The organism is Parvimonas sp. M20 (genome assembly GCF_035282425.1).
GTDB lineage: Bacteria > Bacillota > Clostridia > Tissierellales > Peptoniphilaceae > Parvimonas.
In genome coordinates, this window is sequence record NZ_JAYKBQ010000005.1 from 23,874 (window position 1) to 46,579 (window position 22,706).

General features: G+C 29.5%; 22 protein-coding genes. 21 read left to right on the top strand and 1 reads right to left on the bottom strand.

The window, feature by feature from the left end; translation table 11 throughout:
• The first annotated feature begins 255 nt into the window (after positions 1-255).
• The 12 genes from VJI93_RS03720 (at position 256) to VJI93_RS03775 (ending at position 11,627) form a co-directional block, all read left to right on the top strand.
• Positions 256-942, top strand: a complete 687-nt coding sequence (locus tag VJI93_RS03720; protein ID WP_323999418.1) for a Crp/Fnr family transcriptional regulator — start codon at positions 256-258, stop codon at positions 940-942.
• A gap of 86 nt (positions 943-1,028) precedes the next feature.
• Positions 1,029-2,411, top strand: coding sequence for a hypothetical protein (locus VJI93_RS03725; protein ID WP_323999419.1), 1,383 nt, complete (start codon positions 1,029-1,031; stop codon positions 2,409-2,411).
• Positions 2,412-2,728: 317 nt separating this feature from the next.
• Entirely contained in the window at positions 2,729-3,547 is an 819-nt protein-coding gene (gene modA, locus VJI93_RS03730; RefSeq protein ID WP_323999420.1) for a molybdate ABC transporter substrate-binding protein, read from the top strand.
• 33 nt (positions 3,548-3,580) lie between these two features.
• Positions 3,581-4,243: a molybdate ABC transporter permease subunit gene (gene modB / locus VJI93_RS03735; RefSeq protein ID WP_323999421.1), complete on the top strand. Its 663-nt coding sequence runs from the start codon at positions 3,581-3,583 to the stop codon at positions 4,241-4,243.
• A 19-nt stretch (positions 4,244-4,262) separates the two neighbouring features.
• Entirely contained in the window at positions 4,263-5,306 is a 1,044-nt protein-coding gene (locus VJI93_RS03740; RefSeq protein ID WP_323999422.1) for a sulfate/molybdate ABC transporter ATP-binding protein, read from the top strand.
• A gap of 21 nt (positions 5,307-5,327) precedes the next feature.
• The gene (gene moaA, locus VJI93_RS03745) at positions 5,328-6,269 is read left to right on the top strand and encodes a GTP 3',8-cyclase MoaA (protein WP_323999423.1); all 942 of its coding nucleotides are present in this window, start codon (positions 5,328-5,330) and stop codon (positions 6,267-6,269) included.
• Between the two features lies 1 nt (position 6,270).
• A complete protein-coding gene (gene moaC, locus VJI93_RS03750; protein ID WP_323999424.1) occupies positions 6,271-6,756 on the top strand; it encodes a cyclic pyranopterin monophosphate synthase MoaC in 486 nt (161 codons plus the stop codon).
• The gene (locus tag VJI93_RS03755; RefSeq protein ID WP_323999425.1) at positions 6,756-7,187 is read left to right on the top strand and encodes an MOSC domain-containing protein; all 432 of its coding nucleotides are present in this window, start codon (positions 6,756-6,758) and stop codon (positions 7,185-7,187) included. The genes moaC and VJI93_RS03755 overlap by 1 nt, the downstream gene beginning before the upstream one ends.
• A gap of 611 nt (positions 7,188-7,798) precedes the next feature.
• On the top strand, positions 7,799-8,803 hold the full coding sequence (locus VJI93_RS03760) for an ABC transporter ATP-binding protein (RefSeq protein WP_323999426.1): 1,005 nt from the start codon (positions 7,799-7,801) through the stop codon (positions 8,801-8,803).
• The gene (locus VJI93_RS03765; protein ID WP_323999428.1) at positions 8,803-9,738 is read left to right on the top strand and encodes an ATP-binding cassette domain-containing protein; all 936 of its coding nucleotides are present in this window, start codon (positions 8,803-8,805) and stop codon (positions 9,736-9,738) included. Before VJI93_RS03760 ends, VJI93_RS03765 begins: the two co-directional genes overlap by 1 nt.
• A 1-nt stretch (position 9,739) precedes the next feature.
• Complete coding sequence (gene opp4B, locus VJI93_RS03770; RefSeq protein ID WP_323999430.1) at positions 9,740-10,696, top strand: oligopeptide ABC transporter permease; 957 nt, start codon at positions 9,740-9,742, stop codon at positions 10,694-10,696.
• A 16-nt stretch (positions 10,697-10,712) separates the two neighbouring features.
• On the top strand, positions 10,713-11,627 hold the full coding sequence (locus VJI93_RS03775) for an ABC transporter permease (RefSeq protein ID WP_323999431.1): 915 nt from the start codon (positions 10,713-10,715) through the stop codon (positions 11,625-11,627).
• 594 nt (positions 11,628-12,221) lie between these two features.
• Here the strand turns inward: VJI93_RS03775 and VJI93_RS03780 are convergent.
• Positions 12,222-12,638 carry a hypothetical protein gene (locus VJI93_RS03780; RefSeq protein WP_323999432.1) on the bottom strand — a complete coding sequence of 139 codons (417 nt, stop codon included), beginning with the start codon at positions 12,636-12,638 and terminating at the stop codon, positions 12,222-12,224.
• Between the two features lie 230 nt (positions 12,639-12,868).
• On the opposite strand from VJI93_RS03780, the gene greA reads away from it, so the two are divergent.
• The 9 genes from greA to VJI93_RS03825 all read left to right on the top strand — a co-directional run bounded on the left by greA (position 12,869) and on the right by VJI93_RS03825 (position 22,705).
• The gene (gene greA, locus VJI93_RS03785; protein ID WP_323999435.1) at positions 12,869-13,351 is read left to right on the top strand and encodes a transcription elongation factor GreA; all 483 of its coding nucleotides are present in this window, start codon (positions 12,869-12,871) and stop codon (positions 13,349-13,351) included.
• 35 nt (positions 13,352-13,386) lie between these two features.
• Complete coding sequence (lysS, locus tag VJI93_RS03790; protein ID WP_323999494.1) at positions 13,387-14,844, top strand: lysine--tRNA ligase; 1,458 nt, start codon at positions 13,387-13,389, stop codon at positions 14,842-14,844.
• Positions 14,845-14,853: 9 nt separating this feature from the next.
• Positions 14,854-15,138 (top strand): hypothetical protein, encoded by a 285-nt coding sequence (locus VJI93_RS03795; RefSeq protein WP_323999437.1) that lies wholly within the window; start codon positions 14,854-14,856, stop codon positions 15,136-15,138.
• Between the two features lie 12 nt (positions 15,139-15,150).
• Positions 15,151-16,341, top strand: a complete 1,191-nt coding sequence (locus tag VJI93_RS03800; RefSeq protein WP_323999439.1) for a DegT/DnrJ/EryC1/StrS family aminotransferase — start codon at positions 15,151-15,153, stop codon at positions 16,339-16,341.
• A 2-nt stretch (positions 16,342-16,343) separates the two neighbouring features.
• On the top strand, positions 16,344-17,228 hold the full coding sequence (locus VJI93_RS03805; RefSeq protein ID WP_323999441.1) for a UTP--glucose-1-phosphate uridylyltransferase: 885 nt from the start codon (positions 16,344-16,346) through the stop codon (positions 17,226-17,228).
• A 2-nt stretch (positions 17,229-17,230) separates the two neighbouring features.
• The gene (locus tag VJI93_RS03810) at positions 17,231-19,057 is read left to right on the top strand and encodes a polysaccharide biosynthesis protein (protein WP_323999443.1); all 1,827 of its coding nucleotides are present in this window, start codon (positions 17,231-17,233) and stop codon (positions 19,055-19,057) included.
• A gap of 185 nt (positions 19,058-19,242) precedes the next feature.
• Positions 19,243-21,291: a T7SS effector LXG polymorphic toxin gene (locus VJI93_RS03815; RefSeq protein ID WP_323999444.1), complete on the top strand. Its 2,049-nt coding sequence runs from the start codon at positions 19,243-19,245 to the stop codon at positions 21,289-21,291.
• A 2-nt stretch (positions 21,292-21,293) separates the two neighbouring features.
• Positions 21,294-22,184: a hypothetical protein gene (locus VJI93_RS03820; protein WP_323999446.1), complete on the top strand. Its 891-nt coding sequence runs from the start codon at positions 21,294-21,296 to the stop codon at positions 22,182-22,184.
• A 266-nt stretch (positions 22,185-22,450) separates the two neighbouring features.
• Positions 22,451-22,705 (top strand): hypothetical protein, encoded by a 255-nt coding sequence (locus VJI93_RS03825; protein WP_323999448.1) that lies wholly within the window; start codon positions 22,451-22,453, stop codon positions 22,703-22,705.
• The last annotated feature ends 1 nt before the right edge of the window (position 22,706 follow it).

Here is a 22,706-nt window from a genome sequence, read left to right on the forward strand (position 1 = left end):
CAAAACAGTCTCAATATCAATATTATTTATTTATTAAATGCTGTACTTCTACTATCTTCTAAAAGTTTTGAACTCATTCTAGTATAGGAATTTCTCAACTAAGACTCAAGCTGTAAATATAATATTTATAATCAAAATTTATAATCAAATTTGTGAAAAGTGGTAAATTTACTGTATGAAAAATATGTTTGTTTGTTGATTTTATTTGTAATAAATGTTAGAATTAAAATTACAAAATAGGTCAAGGAGGTTTAAATGAAAAATAGAGATATTGATTTGAAAAAGTTACTAATTTTTTCTGATTTATTAAGTGAAGAGATTGATACTTTTAAAGACGAATTAAATATAATGAAATATAAAAAGAATACATTTTTATTTAAACCTGGAGATAAGGCTAATACCATGTATATTATAGCAAGTGGTAAAATAAAAGTATTTACCATAAGTAGCTCCGGAATAGAACAAATGCTTTATATATATCAAAAGGATGATTTTATCGGCGGACTTAATCTTATAAAAAATACTGCCTATATATACTATGGACAAGCCATCGAAGATACTTTTGTAATCTCTCTTTCTAAAGAAAGCTTTGACAAAATTATAAATAAATATCCAAAAGTTACAATAAAGATTTTGGAAGAATCCTTTTTGAGAATTCGTCATGCAGAAGATTTAGTAACAAGACTTATAGAAAACAGTGCAGATGTAAAAGTTGCATCACTTCTTTTGAGTTTAGCCAGAAATTTCGGAGTGAAAAAAACAGACGGAATTTTGTTGGAATTAAATATAAGTCGTGAAAATATGGGCTCATTCGCAGGACTTACAAGAGAAACCGTAACTCGTAAACTTGCAGAACTAAATGCAAAAGGAATAATAGAACTGATTGAAACAAAAAAGATACTAATAAAAGATGTAGATTATTTAAAAAAGATTATAGGATGATAAATCAATAAGAAGTCTTATATAAATTGACATAGGTATATTTTTATGATACCATTAAGAGGAGTAATTTAAAAAGGGGGATATTCATGAGAATTAGTAAGTTAACAAAAAGATTTTTTACATTTTTATTAACTCTAGCTGTTTCTGCGAGCATAGTTACTACAAATGTTAAAGCCGAAGGATTTTCAGCTCAAGAATTAACTAAAACAACATCTTTTACTGTTGGAAATAAAGCTGAAGATGTTAATATTGAAAATTCAATCAAAGTAAATAAGGCTAATTTAAACAAAGATGAAAGAGGAGTTTATATTGATTGGGAAATTGTTTCAAATGTTAATTCAGAAGGAGGGGGAATTTATGCACCTCTTATTTCACCAAAGGGATGGAATAATCATAATTGGCATTCAATTTTACTTCCAAATTCTTTAAAAGATCCTGAAAATTTAAAGATAAATGGAGAAAAGCCAAAAGGACCGACAACTGCTTTTTCATATGATATTAATTGGGAAAATGCTTATAAATTTAGAAAACAAGGTGAAAAAGATTTTGATAATGATATTGAAAGGTTCTTCACAAAAGGTTCAGGTTCTAGGTCAGGAGAATTGAATACATTAGCTAAAGATTCAAGATATATGATTTATGCAACTAACTTAGTGGGTAGAACAAAAGGTAAACCTGTTAAATGGACTTTTAGGACTTATATAGAAGAAAGTTTTTTAAAAGATGTTCAAAAAAATTCTGTAAAATTGGCTATTTCTTATGCAGAAAAAGCTGGAGGAGAACGTACAAGAGTTAAAGTTGTTGAAGTAAAAATTAAGAATGTTATTGATTTCAATAAAAATACTACAAAATTTGGAGATAAAGAACAACAACATGAAAAAATCAGTGTTCTTGCAGGACAATCAATAGCTAATTCAACTGAAACAAATGCTAAAATTCCAGATAAGAGTTTGAAAAATTATAATTTTGAAGGTTGGAATACAAATGCTGATGGCTCAGGTACTAAGTTTACAAAAGATACTAAAATAACAAAGGATATGGAAGTATTTGGAAAGTGGAAACCTCTTGATGTTTTTGAAATAGAAGATGGACAAGTTATTCCTAAAACTCATGCAAAAGTAACTTTTAAACTTGGAGAAGGTGTAAAAAAAGCAAAAGTTAAAACTTATGCTGTTAAGAAGGGAACAGTTTTAGATCAAAAATATTTCCCAAATGTTGAACTTGAAGAAGGATATAAGGATTTGAAATGGGCGCCGAAAAAAAATACTGTGATTGAAAGAGATACTGTATTTGTTGCAAGTGCTACTAAAAAGGAATCAAATTCAAATGATAAAAATGGAAGATTAAAACCGGGAATGGATAAAGAGAAAGGAAAAGCAAAATTACCAAAGACTGCAATAGCTAATAATTCATTATTAATGGCATTACTTAGCTTAGTTGGTTTAGGCTTAACAAAAAAGAGAAAATAGTTAATTTAAAAAGCAAGTTTTAATCTTGCTTTTTTTATTGCAAAAAATGTTCACATCACAATACCTTGAATAGAAAGTCTCCCAACATGTCATTTCGACTGTAGCGTTAGCGGAGTGAATCTAGACCTACTATTATTTGTTTACAAATAATAGTAAGTTCTGTAAAGGACTTAAAAAAACACACCTATAACGGTTATTTTTATAAACATCGTTCGTTTATTTTAGAAATAATTTAACCTTAGTAATTGACTTATTTCTCTTTAGATGTTAAAATTTATTTGACTGAAATAGGTCAAATAAATTTTAGGGAGTATTTTATGAAAAAATTTTTAAGAGTATTTTTAGTTTTAACTATGATTCTTGGATTTACTGCATGTTCTTCAAAACCTGCAGATAAGAAAGAAACTAAAGTAGAAAAGACAGAAAAGAAAAAACTATATGTTTATTGTGCAGCCTCAATGACTGAAACAATGGAACAAATCAAAAAAGTATATGAAGAAAAACATAAGAATATAGAATTAGTTTATACTTTTGATTCTTCAGGAACTTTAAAGAAACAAATTGAACAAGGAGCTGAAGTAGATATTTTCATTTCTGCTGCTCAAAAACAAATGAATGCTTTGGATAAGACAAAGACTCCGGAAGCTAATGTAGTTATTGACGAATCAACTAGATTTAATCTTTTAGAAAATAAGGTTGTTCTTGCTGTTGCAAAGGGAAATTCTTTAGGACTTAAGGATTTTACAGATTTAACAAAGGCAGAAATTTCTAAAATAGCACTTGGTAATTCTGATGTTCCTGTTGGACAATATTCAGAAGAACTTTTGAAAAACTTAAAAATCTGGGATGAAATTCAAAAGAAAGTTACTTTAGGAAGCAATGTTAAAGAGGTTACAACTTGGATTAAAGAAGGAGTTGCAAACTGTGGTATAATCTATGCAACTGATGCTTATTCAGCAGGACTTGAAGTTGTTGCAACTGCAAAAGAAGGAATGATTAAGACTCCTGTTTTATATCCAGCCGCAGTTATGAAAAATTCTAAAAATTCAAAAGAAGCTAAAGAATTTTTAGAATTCTTAAAAGGCGACGAATGTAAAGCAATTTTTGAAAAAGTTGGCTTTACAATGGCAAAATAATATAAAAAATAGTAGTATGAAAGGGAAGTGTTTATGGATCTTTATCCTCTTTTAAATTCGCTGAGAATTGCATTAATTTCATCTGTGATAACTTTTTTTATCGGGATATTCTTAGCATATTATATTTCAAAACTTAATAGATTTGTAAGGGGAATTTTGGATGTTATTCTAACACTTCCTTTAGTACTACCACCTACAGTTATCGGCTTTTTCATTTTGAGATTATTATCTCCAAAGAGTGCAATCGGAAGTTTTTTCTTTGAAAAATTTTCAATAAGACTTGTTATGAATTGGTATTCTGCAATCTTTGCAACTGTAGTCGTAACTTTTCCACTAATGTATAGAATAGCCAGAAGTTCTTTTCAAAATTTCGATATGAATTTAAAATATGTTGCTCAAACACTTGGAAAGAGCAATACTTGGATTTTTTGGAGAATAACTTTACCTAATTGCAAACAGGGAATTTTGGCGGGACTTGTTTTAAGTTTTGCAAGAGCCTTGGGCGAATACGGAGCTACAAGTATGGTTTCAGGTTACACTCCAAAAGATACGGCAACAATTTCAACAACCGTTTATCAGCTTTGGAGAACGGGAAATGATGCTTTGGCTTATAGATGGGTGCTTGTAAATATTGTAATTTCGTTTACAGTTCTTATCATTATAAATATGTTGGAAAAGAAAGCAGTTAAAGATTAAATAAAAATTGGAGTAATTTATGATTTATGTTGATATTGAAAAAAATTTTGGAAAATTTAATTTAAGGACAAAATTTGAATTTAACAATGAAATAATGGGACTTTTAGGGGCTTCAGGAAGCGGAAAAAGTCTTACTTTAAAATGTATTGCAGGAATTGAAAAACCCGATAAAGGAAGAATTATATTAAATGGTAGAGTTCTATTTGACTCTGAAAAAAAGATAAATATTTCTCCAAAGGATAGAAAAATAGGTTATTTATTTCAAGATTATGCCCTTTTTCCTAATATGAATGTCTATGAAAATATTAAAGTGGGTATAAGAGAAGGAGAAAATTTTGATAAATTAATTATGGAAAAACTTGAAGAAATGAGGATTTCTCATTTAAGAGATAAAAAAATATATGAAATTTCCGGTGGAGAGAAACAGAGAGTTGCCCTTGCGAGATTACTCATAAACAAGCCGGAAATTATCCTTTTAGATGAACCTTTTTCCGCCTTGGACGACTATTTAAAATGGAAAATAGAACTAGAAGTTGGGGAAGTTTTAAGAAAATACAAAACTCCTACAATTTTAGTTTCACATAGTAGAGAAGAAGTCTATAGACTTTGTAAGGAAATTTGTGTAATGTCTAAAGGTAAAAGTGAAGAGCTTATGAAAAAGAAAGAGCTTTTTAAAAACCCAAAAACTTTTTCATCCTGCCTTATTTCAGGCTGTAAAAACTTTTCTGAAATTGAAAAAATTTCAGATACAAAACTCTTTGCAAAAGATTGGGATGTTGAGCTTGAAACTTCAGATAAAATTTTAGAAACTCATAAAGTTTTAGGAATCCGTTCGCATTTTATTGAATTTGAAAAATCAGAAGAAAATTCATTTGAAGTTGAAGTTGATAAAGTTATTGAAGATGTCTTTACCTATATTATATTAGTTCGTAAAAAAGGTGCAATAAAATCCATAAGAGTTGAAGTAACAAAGGATATTTGGGAAAAGGTAGAAGGACAAGAACATCTTTTTATCACATTAAGAAAGGAAGATTTAATTTTGTTGGAGGAGGAAAATAATTAATATATCGAGATAGGAGATTATATGAAAGATAGATTTGGAAGAAATATCACCTACCTTAGAATTTCAGTTACTGATTTATGTAATCTAAGATGCAAATACTGTATGCCTGAAAGCGGGGTTGAAAGTCTTTGTCATAGTGATATTCTATCCATTGAAGAAATTGTTGAGATAGTTAAAATCGCATCAAAAAATGGAATAAAAAAAATTAGGTTGACAGGCGGGGAACCTTTGGTTCGTCGCGGTTTTATTAATTTGTGTAAAGAAATTTCTAAGATTGATGAAATTGAAGATATTGCAATAACAACAAATGGAGTTCATCTAAAAGAGATGGCAGATGAACTTTTTGAAAATAAAGTTAGAAGAATAAATTTCAGTCTTGACACTTTGGTAAAAGAAAAGTACAATGATATAACAAGAAGAAATGATTTTGATAAGACTATGGAGAGTCTTTTTTATGCAATAAAAAAAGGCTTTAAGGTCAAAATAAATGTAGTTCTAATCGGTGGCTTTAATGATGATGAAATAGAAGACTTTGTAAATTTAGCAAATAAATATGATTTGGAAGTTCGTTTTATCGAGCTTATGCAAATTGGAGAAACTGCAAATTGGAGTAAGGATAAATTTATTTCAAACAAAGTTGTTTTGGAAAAAGTTCCAGAACTGGAGTTTGACGGAGTTTCGGGAGTTGCGAAAATTTATAAAATAAAAGGACAAAAAGGTAGAATCGGACTTATAAGCCCGATAAGTTGCTCATTCTGTGAAGATTGCAATCGTATAAGATTAACAAGCGACGGGAAATTAAAACCTTGCCTACATTCAAGTGATGAAATAAATCTTAAAGGATTGAGTGGAGAAGAACTTGAAGAAGTTTTCAAGAGAGGAATTTATGAAAAACCTGAAAAACATCATCTTGAAGACGGAAAAAGTGAAAGTGCAAGAGATATGAATAAAATTGGAGGTTAAAATGGAAGAAAAAGTTTTAACTCATATTAATGATCAAGGCCGAGCAAAAATGGTCGATGTTGGAGAAAAAGAAAAAACTAAAAGAATTGCCAAGGCTTTTGCAAAAGTTAAATTAAATGAAGAAACTTTTAATATAGTTGTAAGCGGAAAAACAAAAAAAGGTGATGTTCTAGCCGTTTCTCAAATTGCAGGAATTATGGGAGCAAAAAAAACTTCCAATATAATTCCAATGTGCCACCCGATAAATTTAGTAGGCGTTGATATTGAATTTAATATGGACTATGAAAACTTTGAAATAGAAATAATTGCCACAACTAAATGTGTTGGAGAAACAGGAGTTGAAATGGAAGCACTGTCAGCAGTTTCAATAGCTGCTCTAACGATATATGATATGTGTAAAGCTGTTCAAAGGGACATTGAAATAACAGAAATAAAATTATTAGAAAAATCCGGCGGAAAAAGTGGAGATTTTGTAAGGGGAAAGTAATGAAAGTTTTAGCAGTAAGTATAAGTGAAAGAAAGGGAATTAAAAAACATCCCGTAGAGTACATAGAATTAATTGAAGATTACGGAATAGACGGCGACGCTCATGCTGGAAAATGGCATAGACAAGTAAGTTTGCTTGGGGTTGAAAGTATGGAAGCGATGAAAGAAAAACTTCCAGAACTTTCAGCGGGGGATTTTGCAGAAAACATCTTAACTGAAGGAATTGTCCTTTATAAATTGCCAATCGGAACAATCTTAAAAGTTGGAGAATGTACTCTTGAAGTTACACAAATAGGAAAAGAATGTCATCTAGGCTGTGAAATCAGACATATTGTTGGCGACTGTGTAATGCCAAGAGAGGGAATTTTCACTAAAGTAATAAAAGGCGGAAAGATAAAAGCAGAAGATAAAATTGAAATCGTAAAAAAATAGATTATATTTAAGACATTTAGACTTTGATGTGAACCCCTAAATCCGGACAAAGGATTTGGGGTTTTTTGTATGAAATTTTATAAGAATTTGAGAAAGTAATTTCACAAATTTTTTTAATTAGTTTAAAATTTCACAAAAAATTCTTTGATTAACTTTCTACAATCTGTAAAATTATTCAAAATTGCTTTTTCTTATGACATCTTAAATTAATATAAATTGTGTAACAATTAATGTAGTATATTACAAGAGTTAAGCAATATAAAATTGTAATTGATAGGTAAAAACGACAAAATTTTTTAAATAAATTTCAAAAAAAAGTATAATTATACATTTTTGAAATCAGCTATTATTAGGGACAATAAACTTTAAAAATGTTTTCAAGGTACTTGATTATTCATTTTAAATATTGTATAATTATAATTGAATTTATAACATAAATACAATTATTAATAAAAATTGATTTAACTTTAAGTTGATTTTTGTCTTATAAGGAATTATTTTATAAAATTTTTTTATTCCTTTTTTATTTTAGTTTTTTGAATAGAGAACAAAATGTATTTATGCTTTTATAGAGAATAATACCAAAACACAAAGTTAGGGGGAGAGAATCTATGGATCAAAAAGAATTACTTTTGGAAATTAAAGATCTACACACAAGTTTTAGAATCCGTGATGATTATTTTGACGCTGTAGATGGCGTTGATATGAAATTATTCTCTGATGAAATACTAGCTATAGTAGGAGAAAGTGGTTGTGGCAAATCGACTTTGGCTACTACTATTATGGGGTTACATAATCCAAACTTCACTCGTTCAACAGGAGAGATTTTGTTTGAAGGAAAAAATTTAGTAGGTTTGTCAGAAAAAGAATTTAATGAAATTAGAGGAGAAGGCATTGGAATGATTTTCCAAGATCCACTTTCAGCTTTAAATCCTTTACAAAGAATAGGAAAACAAATTGAGGAAGGTTTGATTTATCATACAAAAATGAATTCTGAAGAGAGAAAAGCTAGAGTTCTAGAATTGATTGAACAAGTAGGTATTCCTAATCCTCCTCGTGTTGCAAGACAATATCCACATGAATTATCAGGTGGTATGAGACAAAGAGTTATCATTGCGATTGCTCTTGCTTGTAAACCAAAGATTATTATAGCAGATGAACCAACAACTGCACTTGACGTAACAATTCAAGCACAAATCTTAGACCTTTTAGTTCAAATTCAAAAGGAAATTAATGCAGGAATTATTTTGATTACTCATGATTTAGGAGTTGTTGCTCAACTTGCAGATAGAGTTTGTGTAATGTATGCAGGACAAATTGTTGAAGAAGCACCTGTTTTAGAGTTATTTACAAATCCAAAGCATCCTTATACTAGGAGTTTGTTGAACAGTATTCCACAAATGGACGCGGATGATGAAGATTTGTACGTTATAAAAGGTATGGTTCCTTCACTTAAAAACTTACCAAGGCAAGGTTGTAGATTTAAAGCTAGAATTCCTTGGATAAGTGATGAAGAACATGAAGAAAATCCTACAATGCATGAGGTTGAACCTGGACATTTAGTAAGATGTACTTGCTATAAGAATTTTCATTTTGATGAAAAGGAGGGTAATTAATGAGCTTTTTAGAAATTAAAGACCTAAAGGTTCACTATCCGATAAGAGGTGGTTTTTTCAATAAGATAGTTGATTATGTTTATGCTGTTGACGGCGTAGATATAGTTATCGAAAAGGGAAAGACTTACGGACTTATCGGAGAAAGCGGTAGCGGTAAGAGTACTATCGGAAAAGCTATAATCGGTCTTGAAAAAATTACAAGTGGACAAGTTATTTTTGATGGAAAGACGCTTACTAAGAAAATGGTAAGAAAAGATAAAGAATTTACAAGAGATGTTCAAATGATTTTCCAAGATAATATGGCAAGTTTAGACCCTAAGAAAAGAGTTATAGACATCATTGCAGAACCTTTAAGAAACTTCGAAAAAATGACTGTAACAGAAGAAAGAAAAAGAGTTTTAGAACTTTTAGATATAGTTGGTATGCCGGAAGATGCACTTTATAAGTATTCATTCGAATTTTCCGGTGGTCAAAGACAAAGAATCGGAGTTGCCAGAGCTATAAGTTTAAATCCTAGACTTATCATAGCTGATGAACCTGTTTCAGCGCTTGACCTTTCAGTTCAAGCACAAGTTTTGAACTTTATGAAAAAAATTCAAAAAGATATGGGATTGTCTTACCTTTTCATTTCTCACGACCTTGGGGTTGTAAAACATATGTGTGATTACATAAACATTATGTACAGAGGAAGACTTGTAGAAAGAGGAACAAAGGAAGATATTTATAAAGATCCACAACATATCTATACTAAGAGATTGATTGCAGCTATTCCGGAAACAGATCCAAGATTAAAAGAACAATTAATCGCAAATAGACTGAGAGTAGAAGAAGAGTATAGAGAATTAGAAAAAGAATACTATGATGAAAAAGGTAAAGTATTTGATTTGATTAAACTTTCAGATACTCACTATGTAGCAAAAAAGGAGGTAAAATAATATGTGGAAAACCGTGTTAAGAAGATTTCTTCTAATGATACCTCAATTAATAATATTAAGTATTTTAGTTTTTATTTTGGCTAAGATGATGCCGGGGGATCCATTCTCTGGACAAATTACGCCAACAACTGATCCTAATCAAATAGAAGCTTTAAGAAGAAAATTTGGATTTTATGATCCTTGGTACAAACAATATTGGAGATGGATTACAAATATATTCCGTGGAGATTTTGGGACAAGTTATGGATATAAGATGCCGGTAGCTACACTTTTAGCACAGAGAGTTGGAAATACATTCTGGTTGTCATTACTTTGTGTAACATTTTTATATGCAATAGCATTACCACTTGGTATTTTCTCAGGTAGATATAGTGGAGGTAAATTTGATAAAGCTGTTACATTGTATAATTTCGTAACTTATGCAATTCCAGGTTTTATTTTCTACTTGCTTATGATTTTATTATTCGCTTATACATTGCGATTGTTCCCTGCATCAGGTTCTGTTGATCCGGGTGTTACAGGCTTTGCCTATGTTATAAGTAGATTAAGACATATGGTACTACCTGCAATGTGTTTTGCTATAATTGCTACAACAACGACAGTTCAATTCTTAAGAAATGAAATTATAGATGCTAAGAGTTCAGACTATGTAAGAACTGCAAGAAGTAAGGGAGTACCTATTGATAAAGTTTATACACATCATATCTTTAGAAATTCTCTTTTGCCAATAGCTGCATTCTTTGGGTTTACTTTAACAGGACTTATCTCAGGTTCAATATTTATGGAAACAATCTTTAGTTATCCTGGAATGGGAAAATTGTTCTTTGAAGCTATAGGATCAAGAGATTATTCAGTATTGACAGCATTGATTATGATTTTTGGATTTATGACTCTGCTTGGAAGTTTGTTATCAGACATCATTATGAGTCTAGTTGATCCAAGAATAAGAATAGAGTAATAGGGGGAGTGATAAAATGAGTAAGAAAAAAGAAATGGAAAAAGATGCTTCCCTACATAACCAAGAAATTACACCGAGTGCTTTCAAAGTAGTGGTTAGGGAATTTAAAAAAGATAAATTAGCAACATTTTCACTTGCAGTATTGACAATAATAATATTGACAGTGTTTATAGGTAGTTTATTCTTCGATGTAAAAGAAGTAATGAAAGTAAATCTTATGGACTCATTCCTAAGACCTGGGGAAGAAGGATATCTTTTAGGAACTGACCAAGCGGGTCGTTCTCTTTTAGGTCAACTTTTCCTTGGAACAAGAAATTCAATCCTTATTGGTGCCTCAGTAACATTTTTAACAACAACAATAGGAATAATTGTAGGTTTGATTATTGGATTTTACGGTGGTATAGTAGATAACATCATTATGAGAATTATAGACTTTATTCAAGTATTACCGATTCTTATGCTTATTATCGTATTCGTAACATTGGTTCCTTCATATAATATGGTTACATTTGTGTTTATAATGAGTGTATTCTATTGGGTGAGTATTGCGAGACTTGTAAGATCAAAGGCTCTTTCAGAAGGAAGACGTGATTATATAAGTGCATCTAAGACAATGGGAACACCTTCATGGAAGATAATGTTTGGAGGAATACTACCAAACATTAGCTCAATTCTTATTATTGATGCAATTTTAGGTTTAGCTGGAAATATGGGAATAGAAATAGGACTTACATTCCTTGGTTTTGGGTTACCACCAGGAGTGCCATCACTTGGAACACTAATCAACAAGGCATTAGATCCTATAATTTTAAGAGATAGAATGTATATTTGGTTCCCTGCCTCAATGTTGGTACTTGTACTAATGCTTTCAATTAACTATGCAGGACAAGCATTAAGAAGAGCATCAGATGCAAAACAAAGATTAGGTTAGAAATAGTATAATATAAAAAATTAAGCGTAGATTTTTTCTACGCTTTTTTGTTGAAATTTAACTATTTACTTTATGTAATTAAAAGATGGGTGCAAAAGCACTCATCTTTTTTAGGAAAGTTAAAATACATTATAAACAGCAATTGAAATTGTATTTGTAAAATTTGGGAGGATTAAAAAGGAACAAAGTCAATGCTGTAGTATGTAACGTGTGGTAGCGAAGAAAAGGAAAACTTATGGGAGGAGTTTATTATCTTTAAACACTACCACACACTCTATATATACCGTAAAAATGATATTTAAAACATAGAAAAAATCTTTTTAAACATTTTTAATTGTAAAATTAGAACTGTACTAGAATAAAATATAAAAAATGAAAATTGAGTAATTCAATTTTCTATGCAATTATTATAGATTTTTGAAGTTTATTTATTGATATGAGAAAATTATTTGTTTTTAACTTTTAGTTATTAAATAATTAGATACAATGACTCTGGAGATTTTCTAAAGCCTGTTAAGAATGAAACTTCCGTATTTAATATATTTTCGATACATTCCCACAAAAAAACTCCACTTTCGTAGAGCTTTCTAATTCTTATTTTTTACTGTCTTTATATAAATCTGGTAGGCATCTATAAGTTACATTGTCTTCTTCATCTAATATAGTATTTTCATCTACAACAACTAATTTATATTTAAAATCTTTGGCTACAATGTATTTTTTGCCATCTCTCTCTTCGATTTTTACACCGGAATATTCTTTTGGAATACTTTTTTCATATTGCTCCCTTTTTTCTTCCAGTTTTGCAGAATCTGTATTTGGTGTAATTGGACTTGGACCTTGAAAATTTAATTTTGGAGATTTAGAACTCTCCTTTGTTATTACTAATTGTCCTCCTTTATCTCCATCATAAACTTTGTTTTCTAATTTTTTTAGCATACCTGAAGATGCACAAGAACATAACATAATTGATACAACCAATATGCTGATAATTTTTTTAAACTTAGCCATAGAATCCTCCATTGTAAAATAACTATTAAATACCATTTACTTCATCATAAAACCGAAGTTAAACATTAATGCTTTTACATTTTTATTTTATCATATATTTTCGCTTTAGTCAAGCAATTGCATAAAAATATTTTTATAATATATATGTAATATTCGTCGTTTAATTGACTTTTTTTTGTGTATTTAGTATAATATTTGAATAGTATTGTAGATTTTTAAGGAGAGATATTATGGATGAAAAAGAGATATTTTTAACTGCTGAGGGTTTAAAAAAATTAGAATTAGAATTAGAAGAGTTAAAAACTGTTAAAAGACAAGAAATAGCAGAGAAAATAAAGGTTGCAAGAGATTTTGGAGATCTTTCTGAGAACTCCGAATATGATGAAGCTAAAAATGAACAAGCTCAGATAGAAGAAAAAATTGTTAAACTTGATAATATGATTGCGAATGCAAAGATAATAGATGAAGTTGAGCTAGATACAAAAACTGTTAATGTAGGAGCTACTGTTACTTTAGTTCAAGTTGAAAGTAAGAAAAAGGTTGAATATACAATCGTAGGCTCTGCTGAAAGTAATCCGCTTGAAGGCAAAATTTCAAATGAATCACCTATTGGTAAAGCTATTTTAGGAAAGAAAAAGGGAAATAAAGTTCAAGTACAATTACCGAACGGAAATGTTGTAGAATACAAAATACAAAATATAAAGATAAATTAAGGGGTGATATTGTGGAAGAACAAAATTTAAATGAAATGCTCTTAGTAAGAAGACAAAAATTACAAGAGTTAGTTGATGCAGGAAAAGACCCACATGAAATTGAGAAATTTGAAGGTACTATTTATTCAAAAGAGATAAAAGATAATTACGAAAATTATGAAGGGAAAGTTGTAAGACTTGCTGGTCGTATTAGAACTAAAAGAGGACATGGTAAAGTTTGTTTTATGGACTTGCAAGATTTTTCTGGAAAGATTCAACTTTTTAATAAACTTGATGTTTTAGGCGAAAGTTATGAAGAAGTTAAAACTTTGGATATTGGAGATATTGTAGGGGTTGAAGGTGAAGTTTTCACAACTCATGCAGGAGAAATTTCAATAAGAAGTTCAAAGGTTGTTTTACTTACAAAATCTTTACAACTTTTACCGGAAAAGTTTCACGGCTTAAAAGATGTTGATTTAAGATATAGACAAAGATATGTGGATTTGATTGTAAATCCTGAAATTAAAGATGTTTTTGTTATGAGAAGTAAAATTATTTCTTCTATCAGAAAATATCTTGACAGTAGAGGATTTTTGGAAGTTGAAACTCCGATTTTAAATACAATTGCTGGTGGAGCGAATGCAAGACCCTTTATAACTCATCACAATACTTTAGATATTGATATGTATCTTAGAATTGCAAATGAATTATATTTAAAGAGATTGATTGTAGGTGGTTTCGATAAAGTTTATGAAATGGGAAGAATGTTCAGAAATGAAGGTATGGATAAACTTCACAATCCTGAATATACTGCGATTGAATTATATCAAGCCTATGTTGACTATGAAGAAATGATGACACTTTGTGAAGAAATGGTTTATACTGTTTGTATGGAAGTTGTTGGAAAGTCTGAAGTTGAGTTACAAGGTAAAGTTATTGACTTTAAACCACCTTGGAGAAGAATTTCAATGGTTGACGCTGTAAAAGAATATGCAGGAGTTGATTTTGAAACAATTTTAACAGATGAAGAAGCAAGAAAGCTTGCTATTGAAAAGAAAATAGAAGTTACTGAACATACTACAAGAGGAGAAGTTATTTCTCTATTCTTTGAAGAATTTTGCGAAGAATATATGGTTCAACCTACTTTTGTTACTAAGCACCCTGTGGAAATCAGTCCACTTGCTAAGAGAGACCCTAAGGACAAGAGATATACTCAAAGATTTGAAGCTTTTGTAAATTGTGGAGAAATTGCAAATGCTTTTAGTGAATTAAATGATGCAATAGATCAAAAACAAAGATTTTTAAAACAAGTTGAAGCCAGAGAAAATGGTGATGACGAAGCTCAAATGATGGATTATGATTTTATCAATGCACTTGAGATAGGTCTTCCACCAACTGGTGGTATGGGAATAGGAATTGACAGACTTATTATGTACTTGACAAATCAAGATACTATAAGAGATGTACTACTTTTTCCAACAATGAAACCTATGGTTGAAAAGGATAGTGAATAGGAGTTCATTATGAAAAAAAGAAATTTAGTTGCAATTTGTTTGGTTTGTCTTTCTTTTGTTGGTTGTAATAGCTTCCATACAGGAAAAGTTGTTATAGACAATAAAAAGAAAGAAAATAAAGTTGAAAATGTTGAATATATTGTTGTTGATGAAGAAGATAAAGAATCTTTAATTAAGAATATTAAAGAAGGTAAAGGTGCTGTTATTGATAAGAAGAAAAATTCTAATTCTGAAAAAGATAATAACAGTAATAAAAACAATAAAAACAACAACAGTGGTGGTAGTGATAGATAGGACAGTGATTATATGAGAATAGAATTTTCTCCCCCGGATATTACCCAATTAGAGATTGATGAAGTTGTAGATGCTTTAAAATCAGGTTGGATAACAACAGGCCCAAAGACTAAAAGACTAGAACAAGAGCTTTCTGCTTTTACTAATACAGATAAGACAGTTTGTTTAAATTCTGCAACTGCTGCAATGGAACTTACTTTACGATTGCTTGGAGTGGGAGCAGGAGATGAAGTTATAACTTGTGCATATACTTATACTGCATCAGCAAGTGTTATTCATCATGTTGGAGCAAAAATTGTCTTAGTTGATTGTAATAAAGAAGATAAGTTTATGGACTTAAAAGCTTTAGAAAATGCTATTACAGAAAAGACAAAGGTAATTATTCCAGTCGATTTGGCAGGGAAACCTTGTAAATATGATGAAATTTTTGAAGTTGTAGAAAAAAAGAAATCTTTATTTAGACCAAATAATAAATTACAAGAAAAAATCGGTAGAGTTATTGTTATGGCTGATGGAGCTCATTCACTTGGAGCTGAATATAAGGGAAAACCAAGTGGAAGCATTGCTGATTTTACTTGTTTTTCTTTCCATGCAGTTAAAAACTTTACTGTTGCTGAGGGTGGATCAGTTACTTGGAATAGAAATTTAGGTTTAAACGATGATGAAATTTATAGAGAATTTCAACTTTTATCTTTACATGGACAATCAAAAGACGCACTTTCAAAGATGAAACTAGGTTCTTGGGAGTATGACATTGTTGCTCCTAATTACAAATGTAATTTAACTGATATCGCTTCAGGAATTGGTTTAGCTCAATTAAAGAGATATCCAAATCTTTTGAAAAGACGTTTTGAAATCGTAGAAAGATATAATAAAGGATTTGAAGGAACAAGAGTAAAGCCTTTTATTCACTTCGAGGAAGATAAAAAATCTTGTTGTCATCTTTATATTGTAAATATTGAGGGTGCAAGTGAAGAAGAGAGAAATGAAATAATTGTAAAAATGGCTGAAAGAGGAATTGCTACAAATGTTCACTATAAGCCATTGCCTATGTTTACTGCTTATAAGAATTTAGGCTTTGATATCAAAGATTATCCAAATGCTTTTAATAATTATAAGTCAGAAATTACTTTGCCACTTCATACTTTATTAACAGATGAGCAAGTTGATTATATAATTGAAAATTTAAAGGCATTGGTGTAATTATGAAGATAAAAAAAGTCGTGATTCCAACAGCTGGACTCGCAACTAGAATGTTTCCTGCAACAAAGGGTGTTCCAAAGGCGATGTTGCCGATTTTTGACAAACCGACTTTGCAATATGTAATTGAAGAAGTTGTAGAGGCAGGAATTGATGAGGTAATTCTCATTGTAAATGAAGATTATTTTACAATTGACAAACATTTTAACTCTGAAATTGATCCAAGAGTTAAAAATTCAAACAATGTTTCAAAAAGCGATATTGACGCTTTGGAAAATATTTTAAAATGTAAGATAAGTTTTATAATTCAAAAAGAACAAAAGGGATTGGGTCATGCGATTCTTTGTGCAAAAGAAGCTGTAGATGGCGAAGATTTTTGCGTTGTTTTGGGGGATGTTATAATTGACTGTAAAGACAGTTCATGTACAAAAGAGCTTGTCGATATTTATAACAGATATGGAAAAACAGTAGTGGGAGTTGAAACTGTGCCTGATGAAAAAAGGCATAATTACGGCATTTTGGAAGGAAAAGAAATCGAAAAAAATGTTTTTGATTCAACAAGACTTATAGAAAAACCGAATATTGATGAAACGAATTCAAATTTAGCAATGGTCGGAAGATATATTGTTAAAAATGAAATTTTTGAAATTCTTGAAAATCAAAAAGCGGGAAAAAATGGAGAAATACAATTTACAGACTCCTTAAATGAATTGACTTTAAAAGGAGATTTATTAGGCTATAAATTTGACGGTAAAACTTATGACGTCGGAAATAAACTTGGAGTTTTAATTGCAAGTATAGAATATGGTTTGAAAGATAAAACAAATCAAAATTCTATAAAAGAATACTTAAAAAAACTAGTTTCTTCAGATTTTAAAATGGGAGAATAATAATGATAAGAAAAATATTTTTAATAATATTGGATATTATAATTATAAATCTTTGTTACTATTTGGGTTTTCTATTAAAGTTTGATTGGAAAATTCCTGCACATTATTGGTATATGTATAGCAAATGGATAATTCCTATAGTTTTAATTAAAATTGTAGTTTTTGCCCTTTTTGGCTTATATAGAATAATGTGGAGATATGCAGATTTTAAAGAGTTGTTTAGAATTTTTATGGCAATAGTTGTCGCGAATGTTCTAACTGGAATCCTTTTAATAACAAGGAATGTAGGATTTCCAAGAAGTGTTATGGCACTTGTTTTCGTAATTGATATGTTTTTTGTTACAGGTACGAGATATCTTTCAAAGGCTAGAAAAAATTTAGTTTTTTCAATTCCTGTTGAAAAACTTAAAAGAGTTTTAATCATAGGGGCTGGAGACGCAGGTGTTTTAGTACTTAATGAACTTAGAAAACATAAGGAATTGGGATACAAGGTTGTTGCTTTTATCGACGATGATAAAAACAAGGTAGGAACAGAAATTTTAGGAATTCCCGTTCTTGGAGGAAAAGAAAAAATTATTTCAGCTATTAGTGAATTTAGAATAGATGAAGTTATTTTGGCAATGCCTTCAGCTAACAGAGAAATTCAACAAGACATTTCAGATATTTGCTCAAAATTATCTATGAAGATAAAAATAATTCCTGGAATGTATGAATTAATTGATGATCAAAAATTAAATATAAGAGATTTAAGAGATGTTGAAATTGGAGACTTGCTTGGACGTGATGAAGTTAAATTAGATCAGGAAGTACTAAATGATTTCTTGAAAAATAAAACTGTCTTGGTAACAGGTGGGGGCGGTTCAATCGGTTCTGAGCTTTGTAGACAAATAGCAAAATTTAGTCCAAAAAAATTGATAATTTTAGACATCTATGAAAATAATGCCTATGAAATTCAAATGGAACTTGTAAGACATTATAAAGATTTAGATTTGGTTGTAGAAATTGAATCAATAAGAGATGCTGAAAGAATGGATATAATATTTGGAAAATATAAACCTGATGTAGTATTTCACGCAGCAGCTCATAAACATGTTCCACTTATGGAAAACAGCTCAACTTCTGCAATTAAAAACAATGTTTTCGGAACATTAAATGTTATAAGAGCCTGTGATAAACACGAAGTTTCAAAATTTGTTTTGATTTCAACAGATAAGGCTGTAAATCCAACATCTGTAATGGGAACTACAAAGAGAATTTGCGAAATGTTAGTTCAAACGTATAATGAAAAATCTAAAACAGAATTTGTCGCTGTTAGATTTGGAAATGTTTTGGGTTCAAACGGATCTGTAATTCCGCTTTTCATAAATCAAATAAAAGAGGGTGGACCTGTTACAGTTACTCACGAAGATATAATAAGATACTTTATGACAATCCCTGAAGCTTGCCAACTTGTATTACAAGCGGGGGCAATTGCTAAAGGGGGAGAAATCTTTATACTTGATATGGGTGAGCCTGTTAAAATTCTTGACTTGGCAAAGAACCTTATTAGACTTTCAGGCTTTGAACCTTATAAAGACATAGACATTAAAATTACAGGACTTAGACCTGGAGAAAAACTTTATGAAGAATTACTATTAAATATGGAAAATTCAGTTGCAACTGACTACGAAAAAATATTTATAGAAAAACCGATAGTTCACAATGTAGAAGCTCTAAAAGATGGACTTGAAAGACTTGATAAAGTTAAAAATACTCTAGATAAAAAAGAAATTACAGACATCTTAAAAGATATGGTTCCGACATTTAAACCGGACTTGTTGAATAAGTAGAAATATTCCACTAATTTGTAGTCAAACTGAGAAGAAATTTATTAATTTCTTCTCTTTTTTGTATCTTTATTTATATATTAATGATATAATAAATGTATGTTAGTTTCAAAACTTAATTTAACTAATATGTTTACATAGTAAGTTGAAAAGGATTTTTAGTTTATGATAGATAGGGGGATATTGAAGTGGAATATAAAATTCATTTTGAAGATATAGCCAATGTTCAAAGAGAACTCTCCAATTCCATAGCAATTTGGAACAATTCAATAAATAATCTTTTAAAAGCAATTAAAAATTTTTCTGAGGATTCCTCTCTTAAGGGAGAGACAATGGATAGCATTAAAGTATATCTATATGAAGTTCATGGAACTTTGTTAGTTTCGATGCAAAATTTAATTCAGGATTATGCTTATTCTTACTTGTTATATAAAGATGGATACTATAATATAGATAGTGATTCTAAAGCAAAGCTCTCTGAACAAACTTTCGTAAACTTAAGGAATGAATTGTCCTATTCTAGAAGTAATTTTGCAAATCAGATAGATTTACTAGTAGCAACAAAAAATAAAGTTTCTGACTTAATAAGTTACAGTGGAAATAGCCATGATACTATGATTTCTAACTATAATTTTTTAATTAGTGGGTTAGACACTCTTAATAGCAGAATAGTTTCATATGAGAAATTGCATCAATCGCAAGATTTAAAACTTTTCAAGGAGTTATTGGTATCTACAAGAAATTTCATGGAAAACTATAGCAATAAAGCTCGTGATATAAGCACCTACCAATCAGGAGACTTAGCTAAAATAGACTTTGCAAAAGACTTGGCTGTTGCTTTAGATAATTCTAATAGATATCTTTCCAATAGGAAAAATATAATAGAAGAGGCAGACAAAAGAGATAAAGTTAGATGGGAACAAATTTTTGCAAAAGAGAGAAGAAATAAAGGTATAAAAAACTTAATTGTTGGAGGACTTACACTTTTAGTTGGAACAGCAGCAATAGTAGCAACAGGAGGATCAGCAATACCATTAGTAGTTTTTGCTGGGAAAATATGTGGAACAGGAACAGTAGCATATTCAGTATCTAATATGACAGAAGCTGGTCAGGATGTAATTTATGGTTCTTTAGGAGATAACAAAACAGGTGCTATTAATCCTATAAGAGATACTGTATTTTTAGGAAATGATAAATTATACCATGGATTAGGACAGATTTTTACAAAAGGTTCATCAATACTTATACCAATAGGGAAAACAAATAGTATTGTTAAAGGAGGTTTTCAATTTTTAGCAGGAAGTGCAGGAGCATGGGTAGGAGGAAAGGTTGGCTATTATGGACTGAAACAACTTGGATTTTCAGAAGAAAATGCAAGAATTGGACAGGTTTTATTTTCTATATATGCAGGATACAAAGCTTCACAAATTGCTGGCAGGTTTACTTTGAATAGTAAAGCTATTGAAAAACCAATAGAAGTAAAAGAAAACATTACTGATAATCCGAATGTAGCGAAAGGGAATATTCCTGAAAAGCCGGTAGAATTGAGTGATAACATTGTAGAAAAACCTATAGAAGTAAAAGATTTTAATAGCTGGGAAAAATTTAAATTAGATAATCCTGGAAAAGTTACAAAGTTTATATCTGATAATAAGCCAAAAAATGCCCCAATACCAAAAAATTGGTTTGAAAAGGGAGGAAGTTTAAAAATTGAAAAATTTAAAGATGGATCTCAGATATGGAAATATACTGATGCTAGTGGCAAGATTAAAGTGTATAAAAGTTTTACAGTAGACAATTCATTTTTAAAACTTAATACAACTGTAGAGAAAGTAAAATTAAGAGCAAGAATATGGCTAGAAGATAAATTTAAAAGAGGAAAAGAAATTGATAATATGAAAGAGAATAATAACTTAGGACCTAATTTTCCTGTTATTGATAGACTAGAAAATAGAACAATAACCAGTATAAAAAGTAGAGATTTATCCGCAAAATCTTATCTAAATGGGAAAAGATTGGAATATACCATTAAAAGTGATATTAAGAAGTTAATTGATTTTAAAGAAGTAATTAGAAGCGATTTTTCAATTACTCCTGAAAAGTATTCATATAAATGTTTAGAGATGTATGTTCCAAATGTAACTCTTAATGAAATTCAAATAAATTGTATTAATAACGCAATTGAATATGCGAATAAGAACAATATAATATTAAAAATAATAGTTGGAGGAAAATAAAAATGATAGCAAAGGCATGTGTATCAGTATATTTGGGTGATAATATATTAATAATCCCTTATATATCAGATGAAAGTGGTTTATGGATAGCTCAATATCAAGATAAAATTTATTCACATTCTATACTTAATACAGAATTTGGAAATGAGATATTAACTAAATTAGAATATTCAGAAAATCCAAAAGGTAAAAATTCTAAAAAACATTTTTGGACAATAACAGGAATTAAATCTTATTCTACATTTGGTAAAAAATATAAATTGATACATATTTCAAAATATGAAGATAGAGTTAAGTTTGTAGTTTGGTATTTTAATGGCAAATTTTATGAATCAAGTAAAAATCCCGAAGAAACTGTAGAGTTATTTTTACCAATCAATCCGGAAGTTTTAGGAGAAACTGTACGTAATTTAGCATTAAATTCTAAGGATATAGATTTTGAAAATAATTTTAAGAATGGTGGATTTGAAACTGCAGATGATTCAAAAGTTAGTTATAAACTTTTATCGGACGAATATATAGATATAGAAGATGGACATACAGACGCTTATCAAATATATATTCATGAAGACTATGAAAACAACTATATAGGATTTATGATAGATACTGCATATGAAAGTTTTTCAAGTGAAGATATAAAAAAAACATGGATAAGATGGCATGGGGATTTAAAATCTTTTAAGTATAAAGAGATTAACAACAAAGAATACTATGTAGAAGTTTCTGGAAAAAATAAAAAGATAGAAAAATATTCATACTTATATAAAGATGGAGAAGAAGTTTTAGAGCTTACATTTGAAATTGACTTAGTAAATACTCCATTAGATTTGCAAGAAAAAATAAAGAAAGATTTTAAGAAATTTGTTAAGTCAGTTAAAGTAGTTAATAAATAACAATAATAATGAAGTTTTTACATTCGCAAAATTAGTTTGTGATAAAATTGTTCTGAAAAAACAAATGTAAAGGCATATATTTTGAAATAATAAATTTAGTTACTGAACCATTAATTTCTTTTTTTGTGCAGACAAATTTTATACTTTGTCTATACCTTGACTCCATCAAATTGGTGGAGTTTTTTTGTGAAACTTTTAAAAAAGTATTGACTTTATATTTTTATTATTGTATAATAGTCAAAGAAAAATTGACGGAGGTAAATTTTATGACAAGTACAGTTAAAATGTCGGTTTTTAATATTGGTAAAAATTGTTTGATTGACTTTTCTGTTTTTGTTCTTAAATTTTCTCTTTTTAATAATTTTGGTAATTTAGCCGGTAATCCATTTTTTATAAAATGTATTTCCGGTTTTTGTTTTAAAAAGACAAAGTTTCCTAATATTCAAGTTGTAAAAGGCTTTTTAAAGGAGCTTTGTTTCCAATTTTATTCAATTTTTATCTTTAATAATTTTAAATTTTAGG